The organism is Pseudomonas sp. H2_A10 (assembly GCF_054680085.1).
On the sequence record NZ_CP162821.1, the window covers coordinates 5,845,446 to 5,867,909 of the forward strand.

General features: G+C 60.4%; 18 protein-coding genes. 13 read left to right on the plus strand and 5 right to left on the minus strand.

The window, feature by feature from the left end; all coding sequences use genetic code 11:
- Positions 1 to 54 precede the first annotated feature (54 nt).
- Positions 55 to 711, plus strand: a complete 657-nt coding sequence (locus AB4O23_RS27180; RefSeq protein WP_460106310.1) for an alpha/beta hydrolase — start codon at positions 55 to 57, stop codon at positions 709 to 711.
- A 95-nt stretch (positions 712 to 806) separates the two neighbouring features.
- Positions 807 to 2,273, plus strand: coding sequence for an ATP-dependent RNA helicase RhlB (rhlB, locus tag AB4O23_RS27185; protein ID WP_026067133.1), 1,467 nt, complete (start codon positions 807 to 809; stop codon positions 2,271 to 2,273).
- A 69-nt stretch (positions 2,274 to 2,342) separates the two neighbouring features.
- On the opposite strand, the gene moaE is transcribed toward rhlB, so the two are convergent.
- From moaE to AB4O23_RS27210, 5 genes are all read right to left on the minus strand, one after another.
- A complete protein-coding gene (gene moaE / locus AB4O23_RS27190) occupies positions 2,343 to 2,792 on the minus strand; it encodes a molybdopterin synthase catalytic subunit MoaE (RefSeq protein ID WP_017526221.1) in 450 nt (149 codons plus the stop codon).
- A 2-nt stretch (positions 2,793 to 2,794) separates the two neighbouring features.
- Complete coding sequence (gene moaD / locus AB4O23_RS27195) at positions 2,795 to 3,037, minus strand: molybdopterin converting factor subunit 1 (RefSeq protein WP_460138563.1); 243 nt, start codon at positions 3,035 to 3,037, stop codon at positions 2,795 to 2,797.
- Positions 3,034 to 3,507, minus strand: a complete 474-nt coding sequence (moaC, locus tag AB4O23_RS27200) for a cyclic pyranopterin monophosphate synthase MoaC (RefSeq protein ID WP_017526219.1) — start codon at positions 3,505 to 3,507, stop codon at positions 3,034 to 3,036. The genes moaD and moaC overlap by 4 nt, the downstream gene beginning before the upstream one ends.
- 150 nt (positions 3,508 to 3,657) lie before the next feature.
- Positions 3,658 to 5,052: a PhoH family protein gene (locus AB4O23_RS27205; RefSeq protein ID WP_017526218.1), complete on the minus strand. Its 1,395-nt coding sequence runs from the start codon at positions 5,050 to 5,052 to the stop codon at positions 3,658 to 3,660.
- A 341-nt stretch (positions 5,053 to 5,393) separates the two neighbouring features.
- Positions 5,394 to 6,518: a polysaccharide deacetylase family protein gene (locus tag AB4O23_RS27210; protein WP_460061479.1), complete on the minus strand. Its 1,125-nt coding sequence runs from the start codon at positions 6,516 to 6,518 to the stop codon at positions 5,394 to 5,396.
- A 120-nt stretch (positions 6,519 to 6,638) separates the two neighbouring features.
- On the opposite strand from AB4O23_RS27210, the gene yaaA reads away from it, so the two are divergent.
- From yaaA to AB4O23_RS27265, 11 genes are all read left to right on the plus strand, one after another.
- Positions 6,639 to 7,418 (plus strand): peroxide stress protein YaaA, encoded by a 780-nt coding sequence (gene yaaA, locus AB4O23_RS27215; protein WP_065877252.1) that lies wholly within the window; start codon positions 6,639 to 6,641, stop codon positions 7,416 to 7,418.
- Between the two features lie 898 nt (positions 7,419 to 8,316).
- Positions 8,317 to 9,633 carry a nucleotide sugar dehydrogenase gene (locus tag AB4O23_RS27220; RefSeq protein ID WP_017526215.1) on the plus strand — a complete coding sequence of 439 codons (1,317 nt, stop codon included), beginning with the start codon at positions 8,317 to 8,319 and terminating at the stop codon, positions 9,631 to 9,633.
- 83 nt (positions 9,634 to 9,716) lie between these two features.
- Positions 9,717 to 11,198, plus strand: coding sequence for a mannuronan synthase (gene alg8, locus AB4O23_RS27225; RefSeq protein WP_161979891.1), 1,482 nt, complete (start codon positions 9,717 to 9,719; stop codon positions 11,196 to 11,198).
- Positions 11,199 to 11,235: 37 nt separating this feature from the next.
- Positions 11,236 to 12,402: a PilZ domain-containing protein gene (locus AB4O23_RS27230; RefSeq protein ID WP_460061483.1), complete on the plus strand. Its 1,167-nt coding sequence runs from the start codon at positions 11,236 to 11,238 to the stop codon at positions 12,400 to 12,402.
- 131 nt (positions 12,403 to 12,533) lie between these two features.
- A complete protein-coding gene (gene algK / locus AB4O23_RS27235; protein WP_116078434.1) occupies positions 12,534 to 13,916 on the plus strand; it encodes an alginate biosynthesis TPR repeat lipoprotein AlgK in 1,383 nt (460 codons plus the stop codon).
- The gene (locus AB4O23_RS27240) at positions 13,913 to 15,400 is read left to right on the plus strand and encodes an alginate export family protein (protein ID WP_065877255.1); all 1,488 of its coding nucleotides are present in this window, start codon (positions 13,913 to 13,915) and stop codon (positions 15,398 to 15,400) included. Before algK ends, AB4O23_RS27240 begins: the two co-directional genes overlap by 4 nt.
- On the plus strand, positions 15,400 to 16,992 hold the full coding sequence (algG, locus tag AB4O23_RS27245; protein ID WP_065877256.1) for a mannuronan 5-epimerase AlgG: 1,593 nt from the start codon (positions 15,400 to 15,402) through the stop codon (positions 16,990 to 16,992). Before AB4O23_RS27240 ends, algG begins: the two co-directional genes overlap by 1 nt.
- Positions 16,993 to 17,003: 11 nt before the next feature.
- Positions 17,004 to 18,452, plus strand: coding sequence for an alginate O-acetyltransferase (locus AB4O23_RS27250; protein WP_065877363.1), 1,449 nt, complete (start codon positions 17,004 to 17,006; stop codon positions 18,450 to 18,452).
- Positions 18,453 to 18,460: 8 nt separating this feature from the next.
- Entirely contained in the window at positions 18,461 to 19,570 is a 1,110-nt protein-coding gene (locus AB4O23_RS27255) for a mannuronate-specific alginate lyase (protein WP_460150337.1), read from the plus strand.
- Between the two features lie 156 nt (positions 19,571 to 19,726).
- Positions 19,727 to 21,259 (plus strand): MBOAT family O-acyltransferase, encoded by a 1,533-nt coding sequence (locus AB4O23_RS27260; protein WP_460061488.1) that lies wholly within the window; start codon positions 19,727 to 19,729, stop codon positions 21,257 to 21,259.
- An 11-nt stretch (positions 21,260 to 21,270) separates the two neighbouring features.
- Positions 21,271 to 22,455: an alginate O-acetyltransferase gene (locus tag AB4O23_RS27265; RefSeq protein ID WP_017526206.1), complete on the plus strand. Its 1,185-nt coding sequence runs from the start codon at positions 21,271 to 21,273 to the stop codon at positions 22,453 to 22,455.
- Positions 22,456 to 22,464 lie beyond the last annotated feature (9 nt).

Genomic DNA, 22,464 nt, shown 5'->3' on the forward strand with positions numbered 1-22,464 from the left:
GACGCACCGTTCCGATGCACCCAATCGGAGCGAATGCACATCTATGGAGCAGACATGACCGAACCCTTGATTCTTCAGCCCGCCAAGCCCGCAGATGCCTGCGTAATCTGGTTGCATGGCCTGGGTGCCGATCGCTACGACTTCCTGCCTGTAGCCGAAGCCTTACAGGAAATCCTGCTGAGCACCCGCTTCGTTTTGCCCCAGGCCCCCACCCGTCCGGTGACGATCAATGGCGGCTACGAAATGCCCAGTTGGTACGACATCAAGGCGATGAGCCCGGCGCGGTCGATATCGCTGGACGAGCTGCAAACCTCTTCAAACATGGTCACAGACCTGATTGAAGACCAGAAGAGAACCGGAATAGACGCCTCGCGGATTTTCCTCGCTGGTTTTTCCCAAGGCGGCGCCGTGGTATTCCACACCGCGTTCAAGGACCTGGAAGGCCCTTTGGGTGGCGTGATCGCCCTCTCCACTTATGCACCGACCTTCGGCGATGAGCTCCAATTGTCCGCCAGCCAGCAACGCATTCCTGCCTTGTGCCTGCACGGCCAATACGACGAGGTGGTGCAGAACGCCATGGGCCGTACCGCGTATGAGCACCTCAAGAGCCGTGGTGTCACCGTGACATGGCAGGAATACCCAATGGGCCACGAAGTGTTACCCCAGGAGATACACGATATTGGTACCTGGTTGACCGACCGCCTGCGCTGAACGCCGCGTTTAGGTAGCCGTATGACAGACGCACTACGCCGCGCCCGATTCTTGCATTACACTGGCCGGCGTATATTCCTTAACCAATTAATGAGATCACCGTGCTCAAAGCACTCAAGAAGATGTTCGGCAAAAACGAGGCTGAGCCGCTCGCGCCTGATTCCAGTGCTCCTGTCCCCACGCCCGGCAACCGTAATGACGGCCAACAGCCAGACCGGACAGCACCTGTCGCCCAGCCGAAGACGCCGACGGTGACGCCACCCGCACAGGCCATACCTGCTGAGGTAAAAGCCGAACCTGCGCCCAAGCCTCGCCGTGAGCGAGCACCCAAGCCGGTCGTCATCCCCTGGAAACTCGAAGACTTCGTCGTCGAGCCCCAGGAAGGCAAAACCCGCTTCCACGACTTCAAACTGGCCCCGGAACTGATGCACGCCATCCAGGACCTGGGTTTCCCGTACTGCACGCCCATCCAGGCACAAGTGCTGGGCTTTACCCTCGCGGGCAAAGACGCCATCGGCCGCGCGCAAACCGGTACCGGCAAGACCGCCGCGTTCCTGATTTCGATCATCACCCAACTGTTGCAAACGCCGCCGCCCAAAGAACGCTACATGGGTGAACCGCGCGCGCTGATCATCGCTCCCACTCGCGAGCTGGTGGTGCAGATCGCCAAAGACGCCGCCGACCTGACCAAGTACACGGGCCTGAACGTCATGACGTTCGTCGGCGGCATGGACTTCGACAAGCAGCTCAAGCACCTCGAAGCCCGCCATTGCGACATTCTGGTGGCCACGCCGGGCCGCCTGCTGGACTTCAACCAGCGCGGCGACGTGCATTTGGATATGGTCGAAGTCATGGTGCTGGACGAAGCCGACCGCATGCTCGACATGGGCTTTATCCCACAAGTGCGCCAGATCATTCGCCAGACCCCGCCCAAGAGCGAGCGCCAGACCCTCCTGTTCTCCGCGACCTTCACCGAAGACGTGATGAACCTCGCCAAGCAGTGGACCACCGACCCGTCCATCGTCGAGATCGAGGCGCTGAACGTCGCCAGCGAAAACGTCGAACAGCATATCTATGCCGTGGCCGGTGCCGACAAGTACAAGCTGCTCTACAACCTGGTCAACGACAACGGCTGGGAACGCGTCATGGTGTTCGCCAACCGCAAGGACGAAGTGCGCCGCATCGAGGAACGCCTGGTGCGCGATGGCGTCAACGCCGCGCAACTGTCCGGCGATGTGCCGCAGCACAAGCGCATCAAGACCCTGGAAGGTTTCCGCGAAGGCAAGATTCGCGTGCTGGTGGCCACCGATGTGGCCGGGCGCGGGATTCACATTGACGGCATCAGCCACGTGATCAACTTCACCCTGCCGGAAGTACCGGACGACTACGTGCACCGCATTGGCCGTACCGGTCGTGCAGGCGCTGCCGGTGTGTCGATCAGCTTTGCGGGCGAGGACGACTCGTACCAGTTGCCGTCGATCGAGGCGCTGCTGGGGCGCAAGATCAGCTGCGAGACGCCGCCGACGCATCTGTTGCGGGCCGTGGAGCGCAAACGCCCTTAACGGTTGGAATGCGCTAAAAAATGTGGGAGGGGCTTGCACCCTCCCACATTTGCATCTGTGTTTGGCGTGCTATTTCCAGCGGTCTGCAGCAGCGTGGTCGCTGTCGCGCCCTTCCACCCAGCGCGCACCGTCGGGCGTGTTTTCCTTTTTCCAGAACGGTGCCCGCGTTTTCAGGTAATCCATCACAAACGCACAGGCGTCAAATGCCGCCTGGCGATGGGCACTGGCCGCCGCCACGAACACAATCGGCTCACCCGGCTCCAGCGCGCCGACGCGGTGCAACACCTCCAACTTGAGCAACGGCCAGCGCTGCTCAGCCTCAACGGCAATCTTGGCCAGGGCCTTTTCGGTCATGCCGGGGTAGTGCTCCAGAAACATCCCCGACACGTCGCGGCCATCATTGAAGTCGCGCACATAGCCGACAAAACTCACCACCGCGCCCACGCCCACATTGGCCGCGTGCATCGCGTTGACTTCAGCCCCGGGATCGAACGCTTCGACCTGCACGCAGATGGCCATGTTCAGCCTCCGGTCACGGGCGGGAAAAACGCCACTTCATCGCCGACCTGCACCGGTTCGTCGAGGCTGCACAGCTCCTCGTTGCGCGCGCACATCAGGCTCGTTTCGTTGAGCACTGCGAACTCCGGATCAGCGGCCAATGCCTGGCGCACCGCGTCGACAGTCGCGAAGTCGCCTTCCATTTCCAGCGAATCGAAGCCCACCGCTTCGGCGTAGCGCGCAAAAAACAGTACGTTGACGCTCATTGTTCATCCGCCTTGAAATGGCCGCTCTTGCCGCCGAGTTTTTCCAGCAGGCGAATACTTTCGATGGTCATGCCGCGATCCACCGCCTTGCACATGTCGTAGATCGTCAGTGCCGCGACACTGGCGGCGGTCAATGCTTCCATCTCCACACCGGTCTGCCCGGAGAGCTTGCAGCGCGCGACGATATGCACACAGTCTGCGCCCTCGGCACTGAGTTCGACCTTGACGCCCGTCAACATCAGCGGATGACACAGGGGGATCAGATCACTGGTTTTTTTCGCGGCCTGGATCCCGGCAATGCGGGCCACGGCAAACACGTCACCCTTGGGATGGGCGCCGTCGACAATCATTTGCAGGGTTTCGGGCAACATGCGCACCCGCGCTTCAGCCACCGCTTCACGGAACGTCACGGACTTGTCAGTGACGTCGACCATATGGGCGCGGCCTTGGGAATCGAGATGAGTCAGCACAGCGATACTCCTGATCAGGAGCCGCGATTGTAAACCCAACACGGAACAAAATGTGGAAGGGGGCTTGAACCCGACAGCGGTGGCACATTCAACATTTCTGTTAACTGGCCCACAGCAATCGGGAGCAAGCCCCCTCCCCCTTGATCGCGTTTACAGGTGCGATTCGGCGTATTCGGCCAGAATCGAGCGCGGTACCCCTTGCAGCGCGATATGCACGCCGTTCGGGAAGTCTTTGAAGCGTTCCGTGAGGTACGTCAGCCCGGAGCTGGTCGCGGACAGGTAAGGGGTGTCGATCTGTGCCAGGTTGCCCAGGCACACCACTTTGGAACCGGCGCCGGCACGGGTGATGATGGTTTTCATCTGGTGCGGCGTGAGGTTCTGGCATTCATCGATCAAAATCAGGCTCTGCTGGAAGCTGCGACCTCGGATGTAGTTGAGGGATTTGAACTGCAACGGCACTTTGCTGAGGATGTAGTCGACGCTGCCATGGGTGTTTTCGTCATCCATGTGCAAGGCTTCGAGGTTGTCGGTGATCGCCCCCAGCCACGGCTCCATTTTTTCCGCCTCGGTGCCGGGCAGGAAGCCGATTTCCTGGTCCAGGCCCTGCACGCTGCGGGTGGCGATAATGCGGCGATAACGCTTGGTCACCATGGTCTGCTCGATGGCGGCGGCCAACGCGAGGATGGTTTTCCCCGAGCCAGCGGCGCCGGTCAGGTTGACCAGATGGATATCCGGGTCGAGCAGCGCGTACAGCGCCAGGCTCTGGTAGATGTCACGCGGTTTCAGGCCCCAGGCTTCCTGGTGCAACAGGGGTTCCTGATGCAGGTCGAGGATCAGCAGCTTGTCTACCTGGATCTCTTTGATCCAGCCCACGAAGCCCTGTTCGTCGACGATGAATTCATTGATATGCACGGCCGGAAGGTTGTCGATCAGTTGTACCTGATGCCAGGTGCGGCCATGGTCCTGACGGGTTTCGACCTTGCTCACGCGGTCCCAGAACGAGCCGGTCATCATGTGATAACCACGGGACAGCATCGACACGTCGTCGACCAGTTGGTCGGTACTGTAATCCTCGGCCGCGATCCCACACGCTCGGGCCTTGAGGCGCATGTTGATGTCTTTGGTCACCAGCACCACACGCAGGTCCTTGTCACGCGCATGCAGGTCGATCAATTGGTTGATGATTTTGTTGTCGTTGAGGTTTTCCGGCAGCAGGCTGGTGGGCTCGCCGCGCTTGCTCATCAGAATCGACAGCAAGCCCTTGGGCCCGCTTTTGCCACGCTGGATCGGCACGCCGACTTCAACGTCCTCCGGTGACGCTTCGCCCAATGTCTTGTCGATCAGGCGGATAGCCTGGCGGCATTCGGCGGCAACGCTGTGGTGCCCACTTTTGAGTTTGTCGAGTTCCTCAAGCACGATCATCGGGATAGCGACGTGGTGTTCTTCGAAATTAAGCAGAGCGTTTGGATCGTGGATCAATACGTTGGTATCGAGCACATAAAGGATTGGCTGGTCGGAAGAAGGGGTGCGTCCATGATCATCCATACTCGGTCACCTTTGTGGGAGCCAGTCGACGCAATACCACGACAGTGCTGCGCCTCGATTCGACCACCGAAATGCACCTTAAGTGACGTCAAGTGCATTGCCCACATGAGGAGTCTTGTAAGACGCCACCTGTGATGCAGGTTTCGGCGATCTGACTTCGTAATACCGCAAAACCCATGACAGGAAAAAGCACTTTGACGTTTTTTTGAAGTTTATTTTTCAGGATGACGAATAGCACTAGCCGAGTGCCATGTACCTCGTTAAAGTCGGAAGTCAGCCTGCATCGAAATGTTGCAAAAAAATCCCCCAAAAATACCCCAGACCCAACAGGGCCGGGCCCCTCAGCGAAATGCCTCGCGGCAGTCCTGCCACCCCAGACCACTCTGCCCCGTCGCCTGCAGCAACTGCGGTAATGCCACGCGCGCCTTGTCCTGGGTGTCATGAAACACAATCACGCCTTTGCGCCACAGCAGCATCAGCGTCAACACCCGTTGTGCCGACTCCTCGGCCTTGAGTTTGCCCGGCTCATCCTGGGAATCGATGTCCCATAACGCCACCTGCAAGCCCTGCGCCTGGAAGAAGCCCTGGCTGTCCGCGCGACGCTGACCGTAGGGCGGACGGAACAGCGGCACGTAGTTCTCCGGCATCAGGTTCTGCACCAGCGCCGCACTGCGGGTGATCGAGCTTTGCCAGTCCACCCAATGACTGTGGGACCGGTATTGCCAACCCTGGGTGCCGACACACTGGCCCTGGTACACCGCCTCTACCTCGGCGGCGGAACTGCGTTGCACACGGGTTTGCAGGCTGCTGCCGAGGACGAAGAACATAGCGTTCATCTTCTGCTTGCGCAGGTAGTCGACCAGCCAGTCGGTATTGCCGCTGACCGGCGCCGGGCCGCCGTCGAAGGTGAGCAGGAACAGGCGGTCGTTGAGTTCGTCGCCATTGCGCTCGTGATCGCCGAAACGCGCGACTTCACTGCTGATCTGCGGGAACAGCGCGGCCTTGCGCAGCAGCTCGTCCAGATAGCGCTCGTGGAAGGCATGGCTGGGAGCGGCCCAGCCTATATAGAAGGAGTCTTCGCTGACCTGAAGCTTACCGGCCTCCTCGCGCAGGTCGTCCATGTTTTCCACCAGATAACAGAACGAGGCATCGACCTCGCAGCTCTGCTGGGCGAAGGTGTAGTTTTCCAGCAGGCGCTGCCAGAGCTGGCGGCGCAGGTCATCGATGGCGGCCCGGTTGATGATCTTCAAGCCCAGGCGCTGCTTGAGCGCCGCGTCATCCAAGGCTTCGCTGGCCAGCAGGCCGTGGGCAAACATCAGGATTTCCGCGCGCGAGGCCACATCGAACAGCGCCGGGCTGGTGAGCTTTTCGGGCCAGGTACCACGGTCCAGGCTGGCCACATCCACCGGCGCCGCATGGGCGCCCAGGCATAACAGGCACGAGGACAATAAAAGCGCTATTCGCACACAGGGTCTCCCTCTCCAGAGTCGTCGGCCACTATAGCGGATCACGCCTATCGCCATCATAGGTGGAGTCAAAACGCCCCAGCCCCTAGAATCGCGCCCACGATTAAAGGAGACGACTTCATGCTGATGGTGATTTCCCCCGCCAAGACCCTCGATTTCGAGTCAAAGCCGGTAACCCCGCGCTTCACCCAGCCGCAATACCTCGATCATTCCCAGGAACTGATCGAACAATTGCGCGAGCTGAGCCCGGCGCAAATCAGCGAGCTGATGCACGTGTCCGATAAAATCGGTGGCCTCAACGCTGCGCGTTTCGGCAGTTGGACGCCCGCTTTCACCCCCGAGAACGCCAAGCAGGCCTTGCTCGCCTTCAAAGGCGACGTGTACACCGGCCTCAACGCCGACACTTTCAGCGATGCCGATTTCAACTACGCCCAGGACCACCTGCGCATGCTCTCGGGCCTATACGGCCTGCTGCGCCCCTTGGACTTGATGATGCCGTATCGCCTGGAGATGGGCACCAAACTGGCCAACGCTCGCGGTAAGGACCTCTACGCCTTCTGGGGCACGCGCATCAGCGAGTGGCTCAACCAGGCATTGGCCGAGCAAGGCGATGACGTGCTGCTTAACCTGGCGTCCAACGAATACTTCTCGGCGGTCAAGCGCACGGCGTTGAATGCACGAATCATCAATACCGAGTTCAAGGACCTGAAGAACGGCCAGTACAAGATCATCAGTTTCTACGCGAAAAAAGCCCGCGGCATGATGAGCCGTTTCGTCATCGAAGAACGCATCAGCGACCCGGCCCGGCTCAAGCAGTTCGACGTGCAGGGCTATCGCTTCAATGCGGAGCAGTCCAAGCCGGACAACCTGGTGTTTTTGCGCGATCACGCACCTGAATGAAGCCTAGCGCCCTCTTTCAGACGATAAGTTGCACCTGTGGGAGAGGGCTTGCCCCCAATGGCGGTGTTTGAGTCGGCTCATATATCGACTGTTTTACTGCTATCGGGAGCAAGCCCCCTCCCACTTTTTGATTGCATTTCATCCCCGCATCGTCATTTATTTGACGTCAAAAAATATTCTGTCGCATACCTAACAATTCTTTCACTCGACATCCGTCGTTTTTTTTCGTAGTGGCACCACTTTTTTTGAACACTAGTGGCACAAAACTATCCCATCGCGCCAACTACCTGTAACTACTGGCCCAAATAGCAAGTGCTATCAATATAGTACTAGTGCCATCTCCGCTAATATTTCAAAAAATTTCGGCAAACAGGATGAGTGGCTAGGAACTTCACCCAAAAGCACCGCTCATACCACCGGTAACGAAATTCTCTGCTCCTGTAAGAGATGACTTACATAACGACCCAAGGAAGTAGCGAAGTTGCCCCATCAACTTTGACTCACGGGTCACATCATCAACTGATATGAGTTGAGGGCGGCGATAAGGATGTATTGCTATCCCCTATAGGCCAAGGCAGCGCTTACCCGAATGTGTCGGTGCTAACGCTTAAGAGATTGATTAAAAAGGGCTAATTGCCTCTATCAACGCTCTACGGCGCCGGCGCCAGGCCCTTCCCCCCGGAAGGCTGGCTGCATTTGAGGGCAAGCCCCAATAACAAGGCCACGTTGCGCACAACTTGAGTGCAATAGTTAGTCACTCACTATTAAACATGCCTGTACGCGGTAAGTCGGCGTCTGCTCGCCTAACTTCCGTGGCATTAGTGACGCTTGCAAACATGAACTCCAGCCATCTATTGGCAGAATTAACACCGTCTTCAATGACAACGAGGTAAATGCGATGCGCATCAGCATATTTGGTTTGGGTTACGTTGGCGCAGTCTGTGCCGGTTGCCTGTCTGCCCGTGGCCACGACGTGGTCGGCGTAGACATCTCCAAGGAAAAGATCGACCTGATCAACGCCGGCAAATCGCCGATCGTTGAACCGGGTCTGGGCGAACTGTTGAACCAAGGCATCGCAACCGGTCGACTGCGTGGTACCACCAACTTCGCCGAAGCCATCCGCGATACCGACCTGTCGATGATCTGCGTCGGCACGCCGAGCAAGAAAAACGGTGACCTGGAACTCGACTACATCGAAGCCGTGTGCCGCGAGATCGGTTTTGTCCTGCGTGACAAAGCCACCCGCCACACCGTGGTGGTGCGCAGTACCGTACTGCCGGGCACTGTCGCGAACGTAGTGATCCCGATCCTCGAAGACTGCTCCGGCAAGAAAGCCGGCGTCGACTTCGGCGTCGCGGTCAACCCGGAATTCCTGCGTGAATCCACCGCCATCGCCGACTACGACCTGCCTCCGATGACCGTTATCGGCGAGTTCGACAAAGCCTCCGGCGATGTCCTGCAGTCGCTGTACGAAGAACTCGACGCGCCGATCATCCGCAAGGACATCGCCGTGGCCGAAATGATCAAGTACACCTGCAACGTGTGGCACGCCACCAAAGTGACCTTCGCCAACGAAATCGGCAACATCGCCAAGGCCGTCGGCGTCGACGGCCGTGAAGTGATGGAAGTGGTCTGCCAGGACAAGACCCTCAACCTGTCCCAGTACTACATGCGCCCTGGCTTCGCGTTCGGCGGTTCGTGCCTGCCCAAAGACGTGCGCGCCCTCACCTACCGCGCCAGCTCCCTGGACGTGGAAGCGCCACTGCTCAACTCGCTGATGCGCAGCAACGAATCCCAGGTGCAGAACGCCTTCGACATCGTCTCCAGCCACGACAAGCGCAAAGTCGCCCTGCTGGGCCTGAGCTTCAAGGCCGGCACCGACGACCTGCGCGAAAGCCCGCTGGTAGAGCTGGCGGAAATGCTGATCGGCAAGGGCTTTGACCTGAGCATCTACGACAGCAACGTCGAATACGCCCGTGTACACGGGGCCAACAAGGACTACATCGAAGGCAAGATCCCGCACGTGTCGTCCCTGCTCAACTCGGACTTCGACGACGTGATCAACAACTCCGACGTGATCATCCTCGGCAACCGTGACGAGAAATTCCGCGCCCTGGCGCAGAACGCTCCGGACGGCAAGCAAGTGATCGACCTGGTGGGCTTCATGTCCAAGGCCACCAGCGCGACCGGCCGTACCGAAGGCATTTGCTGGTAACAGCAACGGCAAGTTTCGCGCTGCACGTGTCCTGATCCCCAGCACGTGCAGCGCGCAACCTTCTTCACCTTCGGATGACGCTTATGTCCAAGTTAAAACACGTACTGCTCCAATCCGCCGGCTGGCTGTTCTTCCTGAGCCTGCTGATGGGTCTCGCCCTGCTGTTGCCGGCGAGTACGTTCGACTCCGAGTCGAAGAATTTTATTTTCCTGATTGGCGCCGTGGGTATCTGGCGCTACTCGATGGGTGCTACGCATTTCTTTCGCGGCATGCTGTTCCTGTATGTGGTGTACCCGCACCTGCGCCGCAAAGTGCGCAAATTGGGCAAAGCCGCCGACCCGTCCCACGTGTTCCTGATGGTCACCAGTTTTCGCATCGATGCGCTAACCACCGCGCAGGTCTACAGCTCGGTGATTCGCGAAGCCATCGACTGCGGCTTCCCGACTACCGTGGTTTGCTCGCTGGTGGAAATGTCCGATGAGCTGCTGGTCAAGAGCCTTTGGGAAAAGCTGAACCCGCCCGACCGCGTCAAGCTCGACTTCGTGCGCATCGCCGGGACCGGCAAGCGCGACGGCCTGGCCTTCGGTTTCCGCGCCATCTCCCGCCACCTGCCGGACGACCGCGCCGTGGTTGCGGTGATCGATGGCGACACCGTGCTTGCCGAAGGCGTAGTGCGCAAGACCGTGCCTTGGTTCCAGCTGTTCGGCAACGTCGGTGGCCTGACCACCAACGAATTCTGCGAAGTACGCGGCGGCTACATCATGAGCGAGTGGCACAAACTGCGCTTCGCCCAGCGCCACATCAACATGTGCTCCATGGCCCTGTCCAAGCGCGTGCTGACCATGACCGGTCGCATGTCGGTGTTCCGTGCCAGCGTAGTGACCGACCCCGGCTTTATCGCCGACGTGGAAAGCGACTCGCTGCAACACTGGCGCCTGGGCCGCTTCAAATTTCTCACCGGTGATGACAAGTCCAGCTGGTTCAGCCTGATGCGCCTGGGCTACGACACGTTCTACGTGCCCGACGCCGCGATCAACACCGTGGAACACCCGCCCGAAAAGAGTTTTATCAAGGCCAGCCGCAAGTTGATGTTCCGCTGGTACGGCAACAACCTGCGCCAGAACTCCCGTGCCCTGGGCCTGGGTGTACGCCGCCTGGGCCTGTTTACCAGCGTGGTGCTGTTCGACCAGCGCGTGTCGATGTGGACCTCCCTGCTCGGCCTGACCGTGGCCGTCATCGCCACCTTCAAATACGGCGGCGCGTTCATCCTCGCGTACCTGCTGTGGATCGGCATCACTCGCCTGATCCTCACACTGCTGCTGTCGTGCTCCGGCCACAAAATCGGCCCCGCCTACCCGGCGATTCTTTATTACAACCAGATCATGGGCGCGCTGGTGAAGATCTACGTGTTCTTCCGCCTTGATCAACAGTCCTGGACCCGCCAGGACACCAAACTGACCCGCGATTTGGCCAGCTTTCAACGTTGGTTCAACACCTGGTCGTCTCGGACCATGACCTTCTCCGCCGGCAGCATCTTCGTTGCCGTGTTGCTGATGATGGTCTGACCCTGCCAAGCCTGAATTAACCTAGGAATTACACCCGATGAATAGCCAAGTAAACGCCAACGTTGTCCACGAATCCGAAGCTCAGCGCCAACACGCCCGGGTGAAAATCCCGGCCAAGCTGCGCTTCTTCAACAGCGACCGCACGCCGACCGAGGCGAAGGTAATCGACCTGTCCGCCGGCGGCCTGGCCTTCACCGCCACCCAGCCGCTCACCATCGGCCAAGTGCACAAGGGCCGCCTGCAGTTCGTGATCGATAACCTGGGCCTTGCCATGGACGTAGAGCTGCAGATCCGCTCCTATGACCGCCAGACCGGCCGCACCGGTTGCCAGTTCCAGAACCTCGACGCCCAGGACATTTCCACCCTGCGCCACCTGATCACCTCGCACTTGTCCGGCGACATCGTGACCATGGGCGATGTACTGGCGACCCTGCAACGCGACAATTTCACCAAGGCGCGCAAGGTCAAGGACGGCGGCAGCGGCATGAGCTTTTTCGGCCGCCTGCGCGCCGTGACGTTCAGCCTGGCGATTTTCCTGGTCGGCCTGGCCGCGTTCGGGTTCATCTTCAAATCCCTTTATGGCATGTACTTCGTCAGCCACGCCCAGGCCGACCTGGTCAGCGTACCCGGCATGAACGTAACCATGCCGCGCGACGGCACCGTGCAAAGCCTGCTCAAAGGTGACGCGATCGCCGCCAAAGGCGCACCGCTGGCAACCTTCAGCACCAGCATGCTGGATGTGCTCAAGGGCCACCTGGACGAAGACCAACTGCAGCCGGCCAAGGTTGAAGAACTGTTCGGCAAGCAAATGACCGGCACCCTGACCTCGCCGTGCGATTGCGTGGTCGCCCAGCAACTGGTCGCCGACGGCCAGTACGCCAGCAAGGGCGATGTGATCTTCCAACTGGTGCCACGCGGCAGCCAGGCCAACGTCGAAGCACGCTTCACCTATCGCCAGTTTGGCGACGTGCGCCCAGGCACTCCGGTGACCTTCCAGGTCGCCGACGAAGAGCAAGTGCGCACCGGCACCATCGTCAGCAGCACCAGCCTGAACAGCGCCGACTTGTCCTCCGACATCCGTGTACAGATCAAGCCTGATGCACCGCTGGACAGCACCTACGCCGGCCGCCCGGTCGAAGTGACCAGCGACCGCGGCCCTTCCCTGAACTGGCTGATCGACAAAGCCATGGCTCACGGTCTGTAAGCGAGGACATGCCTGTGATGACTCTCTCAAAAACGCCACAGTCCCTGTGGGAGCGGGCTTGCTCGCGATGGGATCAGCGCGGTTTGCCTGACGCACCGAGTCGCCTGCAGCGGGAGCAAAGCTCCTCTCACATGGGTTCGGTGGCGTTGCTGGCTATTGCGGTGAGCCTGGCCGGTTGTGCCGGTTTGCCAGATCAGCGTTTAGCCAACGAAGCGTTGAAGCGTGGCGACACCGTCACCGCTCAACAGAATTACCAGCAACTGGCAGCGCTGGGGTACAGCGAAGCCCAGGTAGGCCTGGCCGATATCCAGGTCGGCACCCGCGATCCTGCGCAAATCAAGCAGGCTGAAGCCACTTACCGTGCGGCGGCCGACACCTCGCCGCGTGCCCAGGCCCGCCTGGGTCGCCTGCTGGTGGCCAAGCCCGGCAGCACCGAAGCCGAGCACCATGAAGCCGAAACCCTGCTGAAAAAAGCCTTTGCCAATGGCGAAGGCAATACCCTGATTCCGCTGGCGATGCTGTACCTGCAATACCCGCACAGCTTCCCGAACGTGAATGCCCAGCAGCAGATCACAAAATGGCAAGCCGCCGGCTACCCGGAAGCCGGCCTGGCCCAGGTGCTGCTGTATCGCACCCAGGGCACCTACGACCAGCACTTGGATGACGTGGAGCGCATCTGCAAAGCCGCGCTGAACACCACCGACATCTGCTACGTCGAACTGGCCACGGTTTACCAGAAAAAACAGCAACCGGAACAACAGGCCGAACTGCTCAAGCAAATGGAAGCAGGCTACAGCCGCGGCACCGTCACCGCACAACGTGTCGACAGCGTCGCCCGCGTGCTGGGCGATGCCACCCTGGGTACCCCGGACGAGAAAACCGCCCAGGCCCTGCTGGAAAAAATCGCCCCTGGCTACCCGGCATCCTGGGTCAGCCTGGCGCAACTGCTCTACGACTTCCCCGAACTGGGCGACGTCGACCAGATGATGAAGTACCTCGACAACGGTCGCGCCGCCGACCAGCCGCGCGCCGAGTTGCTGCTGGGCAAGCTCTACTACGAAGGCAAGTGGGTACCGGCAGACGCCAAGGCCGCCGAAGCGCACTTCGAAAAAGCCGTGGGCCGTGAAGTGGCCGCCGATTACTACCTCGGCCAGATCTACCGACGTGGCTACCTGGGCAAGGTCTACCCGCAAAAGGCCCTGGACCACTTGCTCACCGCTGCGCGCAACGGCCAGAACAGCGCCGATTTCGCCATCGCCCAACTGTTTTCCCAGGGCAAGGGCACCAAGCCTGACCCATTGAACGCCTACGTCTTCAGCCAGTTGGCCAAGGCCCAGGACACCCCGGAAGCCAACGACCTGGCCGCCCAGCTCGAAGCGCCGCTGACGCCGGAACAACGCGCCCAAGGCCAACGCCTGGTGCAACAGGAACTGGCCGCGCGCGGCACCCTGGCCCAGAGCACGTTGCAACTGCACGCCCTGGATGAAGAAGACGACGGCGAGGAATCCCTATGAAGCTCAATCCATTCGTCAAGGCCGGTATCGGCCTGACCTTCGCCCTGCTGTGGTCGTGCCCGACCCTGGCCGCGCTGACCGAAGCCAAGAACTTCGGCCTGGAAGTCAAAATCACCGGCCAGTCCGAAGACGACCGTGACCTCGGCACGCAAAAAGGCGGCGACGTCAACGGCGTGGGTATCGACCTGCGCCCGTGGGTCTACGGCGAAAGCGGCAACTGGAGCGCCTACGCCATGGGCCAGGCCGTTGCTTCCAGCGACATCATCGAGACCGACACCCTGCAACAGTCGGCCGATGACGAAAACCAGCAGACCAGCAACAGCGACCGCAAGACCAAGAAAAACTACCTGGCCATGCGCGAGTTCTGGGTCGGCTACAGCGGCTTTACGCCCTACCCCGGCGAGATCCTCAAGCTCGGCCGCCAGCGTCTGCGCAATGACGACGGCCAATGGCGCGACACCAACATCGAAGCACTGAACTGGACCTTCGACACCACCTTGCTCAAGGCCAATGTGGGCGTCGCCGAACGTTTCAGCGAATACCGCACCGACCTCAAGGAGCTGTCGCCGGTCGACAAGGACCGCCAGCACCTTTACGCCGACGCGTCCTACCAGTGGACGCCGGGCCAGTGGATCGGCCTGCGCGGTCACCACACCCATGACAACGGCAAGCTCGACTACCCGCAACCGGGCGTGCCCACCGACTCGCTGGACAAGCGCGAGAACGGCGACCTGACCTGGCTCGGCATCGAAGCCAACAGCGACGCCTACAACTGGCGCAACACCAACACCGTCAACTACTGGGCCAGCATCACCGGCATGCAGGGCGACCGCGACAAGGTCAATGCCTTGACCACCGACGGCAGCCGCCCCGCCAATGCCAAGCGCAGCGATGACGTGAGCGGTTGGGCCACCGACCTGGGCATCCGCCTGCGTCTGGACCCGCAGTGGCAAGTGGGCGCGGCGTATTCGCGCGCCAGCGCCGAGTACGAGCAGAACGGCCTGCAAAGCAACCGCTCGAACTGGACCGGCACCCAGTCCCGCGTACACCGCTTCGGCGAAGCGTTCCGTGGCGAGATGAACAACATGCAGTCCATGAGCCTGTTCGGTTCCTGGCAACTGCGCGAGGACTATGACGCCAGCCTGGTGTACCACAAGTTCTGGCGCGTCGACGGCAACAAGCCGGTGGGCAGCAACGGGATCGATGCGGTGCAGAACAACACCGATGACGTGACCGGCGCGATTGTGTCCAGCACGTCCCTGCCGCTGGAAGACGGCAAGAAAGACCTGGGCCAGGAGATGGACCTGGTGGTCACCAAGTACTTCAAGAAAGGCTTGCTGCCTGCCGCGCTGAGCCAGTCGATCGACGAACCGTCGGCCCTGGTGCGCTTGCGTGCGGGCGTGTTCAAACCGGGCGATGCCTATGGCAACCAAGTCGACTCTTACATGCACCGCGCCTTTGTCGACGTGGTCTGGCGATTCTGATGGGAGCCTGCGCAATGAATCCTCACGCCTTCAAAGGCTCGGTCAGCCTGCTGGTTGCAGCCATGCTGCTGGCCAGCACTTCGGCCATGGCCAATGTAGAGCCGCAGGTCAAGGCGCCGACCATCGCCAAAGAACTGCAACAGGCCAAGACTTACACCATTTCCAGCCCGCCCACCGCGCCGCTGGAAATGGCCAAGCCTGCGCTGCCGGACCTGTCGGGCTACACCGGCGCCGCCATCGAGAAAAAGATCGTGCGCGGCAAGCCGGGCAAAATCAGCATCCGCCGCATGATGCAGGAAGACGCGCTCAAGGACTTTATCGGCGGCGATAACAAGATGGCCGAGTGGGTGGTGCGCCAGCACGGCATTCCACAGGCGATCTTCGTTGACGACGGCTACATGAACCTCAAGGACCTGCTGGGCAAAGTGCCCAAGCAGTACCTCAGCGAAACCTCGCCGGGCGTGTTCCTGGCCAAGTTGCCGATTGTGGTGGGGCGCAAAGGCATCCTGGAAATCGATAAAAAGACCCAGGAGCTGCGCCTGTCCCAGCAAGCCGGTTCGTTCCTGATCAACGACGGCCAGCTGTTTGTGCGCGACACCAAAATCACCGGTTGGGACGAGAAGGCCAACGGCCCGGCGCTGTTCAAGTCTCCCAAGGAATTCCGCCCGTTCCTGCTGGCGTGGGGTGGCACCGAGACCTACATCGCCAACAGCAAGATGGCCAGTTTCGGCTACGCCAACAGTAAGTCGTACGGGGTGAGTATTTCCCAGTACACGCCGAACATGGCCAAGGTGCTCAAGCGCCCGGAACCGACCGGCTGGATCATTGATTCCGAATTCTCGGACATGTGGTACGGCTTCTACTGCTACGAGACCACCGGCTTTGTGATCAAGGGCAACACCTACAAAGACAACATCGTCTACGGCATTGACCCCCACGACCGTTCCCACGGCCTGATCATCGCGGACAACACCGTCTACGGCACCAAGAAGAAGCACGGCATCATCATCTCGCGGGAAGTGAACGACAGTTTCATCTTCAACAACCGCAGCTACGAGAACAAACTCTCGGGCCTGGTGATCGACCGTAACAGCGTGAACAACCTGATCGCCGACAACGAGATCTACCGCAACCACACCGACGGCATCACCCTCTATGAGAGCGGTGACAACCTGCTGTGGGGCAACAAGGTGATCAGCAACCGTCGCCACGGCATCCGCGTGCGCAACAGCGTGAACATCAAGCTGTACGAGAACACCGCCATGGCCAACGGCCTGACCGGCGTATACGGCCACATCAAGGATTTGACCGACACCGACCGCGACATCGCGCTCGACCCGTTCGACGCCAAGGTCTCGCTGATCGTGGTCGGCGGTGAGCTGGCGGGTAACGGCAGTGGGCCGCTGTCGATCGACTCGCCGCTGAGCATCGAACTGTATCGCGTGTCGATGCTGGCCCCGACCAAATCCAGCGGTATCAGCTTCTCCGGCATCCTTGGCGATCGCCAGGAAGAAATTCTCGACCTGCTGGTACGCCAGCAGAAAGCCGTGCTGATCGACCCTGTCGAACGCCAGACCGAAATGCAGGACTGAGGATGACCCTTATGCACCCACACATGATCAAATTGCTGAGCCTCTCGGGTCTGACCCTCGGCCTGCTCGCGGCCAGCCAGGGCGTGCGCGCCGATGAAGTCAAAGCCCCCACGTTCACCGCCGAACCGTGCTGCAGCCTGTGCCCGGCCGCCCATGACGCGAAGAACTACACCACGCGCTACCAGCAGAACTTCACCACCCTGGTACAAGCCCAGGGCGACTGGTTGTTCCGTACCCAGGAAGACCTGCGCACCGAATTCGACACCACCCCGGCCGGCTACAAGCGCATGCAACAGTTGCACGATGCGTTCAAGAGCAAGGGCGTGGAACTGGTGGTGGTCTACCAGCCGACCCGTGGCCTGGTGAACCGCAACAAGCTCAACCCCGAGGAAAAAGCCAAGTTCGATTTCGACAAGGCCTTGGGTAACTACAAAACCATGCTCGGCCGTTTCGCCAAGATGGGCTACGTAGTGCCGGACCTGTCGCCATTGACCAATGAGCAACTGCCGGATGAACTGCCGGCCCACGACTTCTACTTCCGTGGCGACCAGCACTGGACCCCATACGGCGCCCAGCGCACCGCGAAAATCGTCGCGGCCAAGGTCAAGCAGATGCCCGAATATGCCGAGATTCCCAAGCGCGAATTCGAGACCAAACGCTCCGGGCGCATGGGCAAGACAGGCACCCTGCACAACATGGCCGGGCAACTGTGCGGCACCAGTTACGCGATCCAGTACATGGACCAGTTCACCACCGAGCCCAAGGGCGAAGCGGGCGACGGCGACCTGTTCGGTGATTCGGGCAACCCACAGATCACCCTGGTGGGCACCAGCCACAGCGGCAAGAACTACAACTTTGCCGGGTTCCTGGAAGAGGAAATCGGCGCCGACATCCTCAACGTCGCGTTCCCCGGCGGCGGCCTGGAAGGTTCGATGATCCAGTACCTGGGCAGCGAAGAATTCCAGAAAAACCCGCCGAAGATCCTCATCTGGGAATTCTCGCCGCTGTACCGCCTGGACCAGGAAACCATCTACCGCCAGATGATGGCGCTGCTCGACAACGGCTGTGAAGGCAAGTCCGCGCAGATGTCGGCCAGCACCACGCTCAAACCCGGCAAGAACGAATTGATGGTCAACAGTTCGAACAAAGACCTGCGTAATGCCAACCACCAGGTCGATATCCGCTTTGCCGACCCGTCGGTGAAAACCCTGCAAGCCACCCTCTGGTACATGAACGGGCGCCACGAGGACATCAAGATCGAGAAACCCGAAACATCCGAAACAGACGGGCGTTTCGCCTTTGAACTGCGCACCGACGAAGACTGGGCCGCGCAGAACCTGCTGGCCGTGGAAGTCCAGGGCCCGGAAGCGGGCCAGGCCGCGCAGAAGGTCGAAGCGAAAATTTGCACACGCAACGTATTCCCAAGCGGCGGCCAAAAAACCGCCTCACTCGGGCAATGAGGTTACTTATGCAGAAGTTATGGATTCCATCGTTACTGGGCCTGGCGATCTTCGCCGGCGCAGCCAACGCCGCCGCCCCGCTGCGTCCGCCCCAGGGCTACTTCGCACCGATCGAATCGCTCAAGACCGGCGCCGCCAAGGAAAGCTGCGACAGCATGCCGACGCCCTATACCGGGCCACTGCAATTTCGCAGCAAGTACGAAGGCTCCGACAAGGCCCGTTCGACGCTGAACGTGCAGTCGGAAAAAGCCTTTCGCGACAGCACCGCCGACATCACCAAGCTGGAAAAAGACACCAGCAAGCGCGTGATGCAGTTCATGCGCGACGGCCGCCCGGAGCAGCTCGAATGCACGCTGAACTGGCTGGTGTCGTGGGCCAAGGCCGACGCGTTGATGTCCAAGGACTTCAACCACACCGGTAAATCCATGCGCAAATGGGCGCTGGGCAGCATGGCCTCGGCCTATGTGCGCCTGAAATTCTCTGACTCGCACCCGTTGGCCAACCACCAGCAGGAGTCCCAATTGATCGAAGCCTGGTTCAACAAACTGGCCGATCAGGTGGTGAGCGACTGGGACAACCTGCCGCTGGAAAAAACCAACAACCACTCCTACTGGGCCGCCTGGTCGGTGATGGCGACCTCTATCGCCACCAACCGTCGCGACCTGTTTGATTGGGCCGTCAAGGAATACAAGGTCGGCGTCAATCAAGTCGACGACCAGGGCTTTTTGCCTAACGAATTGAAGCGTCAGCAACGCGCCTTGTCGTACCACAACTACGCCCTGCCGCCGCTGTCGATGATCGCCAGTTTTGCCTTGGTCAACGGTGTCGACCTGCGCCAGGAAAACAACAGCGCGCTCAAGCGCCTGGGCGACAAAGTGCTGACCGGGGTCAAGGACCCGGAGATCTTCGAGCAGAAGAACGGCAAGGAACAGGACATGAAGGACCTCAAGGAGGACATGAAATATGCCTGGCTTGAGCCGTTCTGCACCCTCTACACCTGCGCCCCGGATGTGATCGAGCGCAAGCACGGGATGCAGCCGTTCAAGACCTTCCGCCTGGGCGGCGACCTGACCAAGGTCTACGACCCGGCGCACGAAAAAGGCAACAAAGGCTCCTGAGCGAACCCGGTAAAAAATGTGGGAGGGGGCTTGCCCACTCCCAGATTTAGAGCCGGTTTCGGCAGTGAGAATGTTGTACCGCCCTCCCCGTCTTTTCGTGGGGGGGTTTGGGGGGGCTGCGGCCCTTGACTGTTGGTTAAACATGGAGAGATCGGGATGGTTTTCTCGTCCAATGTGTTCCTGTTTCTGTTCTTGCCGATCTTTCTCGGCTTGTACTACTTGAGCGGGCAACGCTATCGCAACCTGCTGCTGCTGATTGCCAGCTACGTGTTCTACGCCTGGTGGCGAGTGGACTTCCTGGCGCTGTTCGCCGCAGTGACCCTGTGGAACTACTGGATCGGCCTCAAGGTCGGTGCGGCCGGCGTGCGCACCAAGCCGGCCCAGCGCTGGCTGCTGCTTGGGGTGGCGGTCGACCTGTGCATCCTCGGCTACTTCAAGTACGCCAACTTCGGCGTCGACAGCATCAACGTGATGATGAAGTCGGCGGGCCTGGAGCCGTTCATCCTCACCCACGTGCTGTTGCCGATCGGGATCTCGTTCTACATCTTCGAGTCCATCAGCTACATCATCGACGTGTACCGTGGCGATACCCCGGCCACGCGCAACCTGATCGACTTTGCGGCGTTCGTGGCGATCTTCCCGCACCTGATCGCCGGCCCCGTGCTGCGCTTTCGCGACCTGGCCGACCAGTTCAACAACCGCACTCACACCCTGGATAAATTCTCCGAGGGTTGCACGCGGTTCATGCAGGGCTTCATCAAGAAAGTCTTCATTGCCGACACCCTGGCGGTGGTGGCCGACCATTGCTTCGCCCTGCAAAACCCCACCACCGGCGATGCGTGGCTGGGTGCGCTGGCCTACACCGCGCAGCTGTACTTCGACTTCTCCGGCTACAGCGACATGGCCATCGGCCTGGGCTTGATGATGGGTTTCCGCTTCATGGAAAACTTCAAGCAGCCGTACATCAGCCAGTCGATCACCGAGTTCTGGCGCCGCTGGCACATCAGCCTGTCGACCTGGCTGCGTGACTACCTCTACATCACGCTGGGCGGCAACCGTAAAGGCACACTCACTACCTACCGCAACCTGTTCCTGACCATGCTGCTCGGTGGCCTGTGGCACGGCGCGAACATCACCTACATCGTGTGGGGTGCGTGGCACGGCATGTGGCTGGCGATTGAAAAAGCCATCGGCCTCAACACCGCGCCGCGCAGTTTCAACGTGGTGCGCTGGGCCTTCACCTTCCTGCTGGTGGTGATGGGCTGGGTGATTTTCCGCGCCGAAAACCTGCACGTCGCCGGGCGTATGTACGGGGCCATGTTCAGCTTCGGCGAGTGGTCGTTGTCGGAACTCAACCGCGCCAATCTCACCGGCCTGCAAGTGGCAACCCTGGTGGTGGCCTACGCAACGCTGGCGTTCTTCGGCCTGCGCGACTTCTACACCAACCGCCCTGCCGAAAAAACCAAGCCGGCCGACCCGAGTCTGATCAAGGCGGTGCCGGGCGACAACCCCGGCAACATCCACCAGCCTGGTTTCAGCGTGGGCCGCGACGCCGCCGTGCAACCGGCCTACTGGACCGCTGACTGGCCACGCTACGCCATGCGCGCCGCCGTGCTGCTGCTGTTCGTGGCGTCGATTCTCAAACTGTCGGCGCAGAGTTTCTCGCCGTTCCTTTACTTCCAATTTTGAGGGAGCCGACCATGACCCGTTCATTACGCGTCCTCTATATCAGCCTGTTCATGGCCCTGCTGCTGGCCCTGGGCGCCTGGTCGCTGCGCAGTTTCTTCGGCTTCAGCACCAACGCCGATGCGACCGTGCTCAACGGTCGCTGGACCAAGGCCGTCGAGACGCACTACGACGATGAGTTCCCGATCAAGCGCCTGGGCACCAACCTGTGGGCGGCGCTGGACTACAAGCTGTTCAATGAAGGCCGCCCTGGCGTGGTGCTGGGCCGCGATCACTGGTTGTACAGCGACGAGGAATTCAACCCCGCCGTCAACGAAGACCAGAACCTGCAAGGCAACTACGCACTGGTCGAAGGCGTACGCCAGAAGCTCAAGGCCCAAGGCATTCAGTTGGTGATGGCGATCGTGCCGGCCAAGGTGCGCCTGTACCCGGAACACCTGGGCGAGGTGAAACCGGCCAGCATCCACGCCAACCTGTACCAGGACTTCCACGCCCGTGTGGCGGCAGACAAGATCCCTGCCCCGGACCTGCTCGGCCCGCTGCAACAGGCCAAGTTGGCCGGCAAGCAAGTGTTCCTGCGTACCGACACCCACTGGACGCCGGACGGTGCGGAAATCGCCGCCAAGCAATTGGCCAAGGCGATTGCCGACAAGACCCCACTGAGCGGCGAACCACAGCGCTTTGTCACCGAAGCGCAAACCACCGAACCGCATAAGGGCGACCTGCGTCTGTTCCTGCCGCTGGACCCGCTGTTCGAAAACCTGATGCCGCCCAAAGAGCCGCTGCAAAAACGCGTCACGCACCTGGCCGAAGAGAAAGGTGATGACGCGCTGTTCAGCGACAGCGAAACCCCGGTGGCCCTGGTGGGCACCAGCTACAGCGCCAACCCCAACTGGAACTTCGTCGGTGCCCTCAAGCAAGCCCTGGGCAGCGACGTGGTCAGCTACGCCGAAGACGGCCACGGCCCGATCCTGCCGATGCTCAGCTACCTCAAAAGTGACGACTTCAAGAACAGCCCGCCACAAGTGCTGATCTGGGAGTTCCCTGAACGCTATCTGCCGGTCAACAACGAAATCGGTGATGCCGACCCCACGTGGGTTGCGCAGCTTAAACAAGCCGGTTCGCGCCAACAAAACATGGCAATCAACACCGCCGTAAAAAATCAGAAATCCGAGACGCCCGACCGGGCGCAAAACTGAAAGAGAGGT

What these genes read in the sequence shown, in the direction of transcription:
- AB4O23_RS27180 (WP_460106310.1), top strand. Translation starts at nt 55, where the DNA reads ATGACCGAACCCTTGATTCTTCAGCCCGCCAAGCCCGCAGATGCCTGC.
- moaE (WP_017526221.1), bottom strand. Translation starts at nt 2,792, where the DNA reads ATGGCCATCTGCGTGCAGGTCGAAGCGTTCGATCCCGGGGCTGAAGTC.
- moaD (WP_460138563.1), bottom strand. Translation starts at nt 3,037, where the DNA reads ATGAGCGTCAACGTACTGTTTTTTGCGCGCTACGCCGAAGCGGTGGGC.
- AB4O23_RS27205 (WP_017526218.1), bottom strand. Translation starts at nt 5,052, where the DNA reads ATGGATGATCATGGACGCACCCCTTCTTCCGACCAGCCAATCCTTTAT.
- yaaA (WP_065877252.1), top strand. Translation starts at nt 6,639, where the DNA reads ATGCTGATGGTGATTTCCCCCGCCAAGACCCTCGATTTCGAGTCAAAG.
- AB4O23_RS27220 (WP_017526215.1), top strand. Translation starts at nt 8,317, where the DNA reads ATGCGCATCAGCATATTTGGTTTGGGTTACGTTGGCGCAGTCTGTGCC.
- alg8 (WP_161979891.1), top strand. Translation starts at nt 9,717, where the DNA reads ATGTCCAAGTTAAAACACGTACTGCTCCAATCCGCCGGCTGGCTGTTC.
- AB4O23_RS27230 (WP_460061483.1), top strand. Translation starts at nt 11,236, where the DNA reads ATGAATAGCCAAGTAAACGCCAACGTTGTCCACGAATCCGAAGCTCAG.
- algK (WP_116078434.1), top strand. Translation starts at nt 12,534, where the DNA reads ATGGGTTCGGTGGCGTTGCTGGCTATTGCGGTGAGCCTGGCCGGTTGT.
- AB4O23_RS27240 (WP_065877255.1), top strand. Translation starts at nt 13,913, where the DNA reads ATGAAGCTCAATCCATTCGTCAAGGCCGGTATCGGCCTGACCTTCGCC.
- algG (WP_065877256.1), top strand. Translation starts at nt 15,400, where the DNA reads ATGGGAGCCTGCGCAATGAATCCTCACGCCTTCAAAGGCTCGGTCAGC.
- AB4O23_RS27250 (WP_065877363.1), top strand. Translation starts at nt 17,004, where the DNA reads ATGCACCCACACATGATCAAATTGCTGAGCCTCTCGGGTCTGACCCTC.
- AB4O23_RS27255 (WP_460150337.1), top strand. Translation starts at nt 18,461, where the DNA reads ATGCAGAAGTTATGGATTCCATCGTTACTGGGCCTGGCGATCTTCGCC.
- AB4O23_RS27260 (WP_460061488.1), top strand. Translation starts at nt 19,727, where the DNA reads ATGGTTTTCTCGTCCAATGTGTTCCTGTTTCTGTTCTTGCCGATCTTT.
- AB4O23_RS27265 (WP_017526206.1), top strand. Translation starts at nt 21,271, where the DNA reads ATGACCCGTTCATTACGCGTCCTCTATATCAGCCTGTTCATGGCCCTG.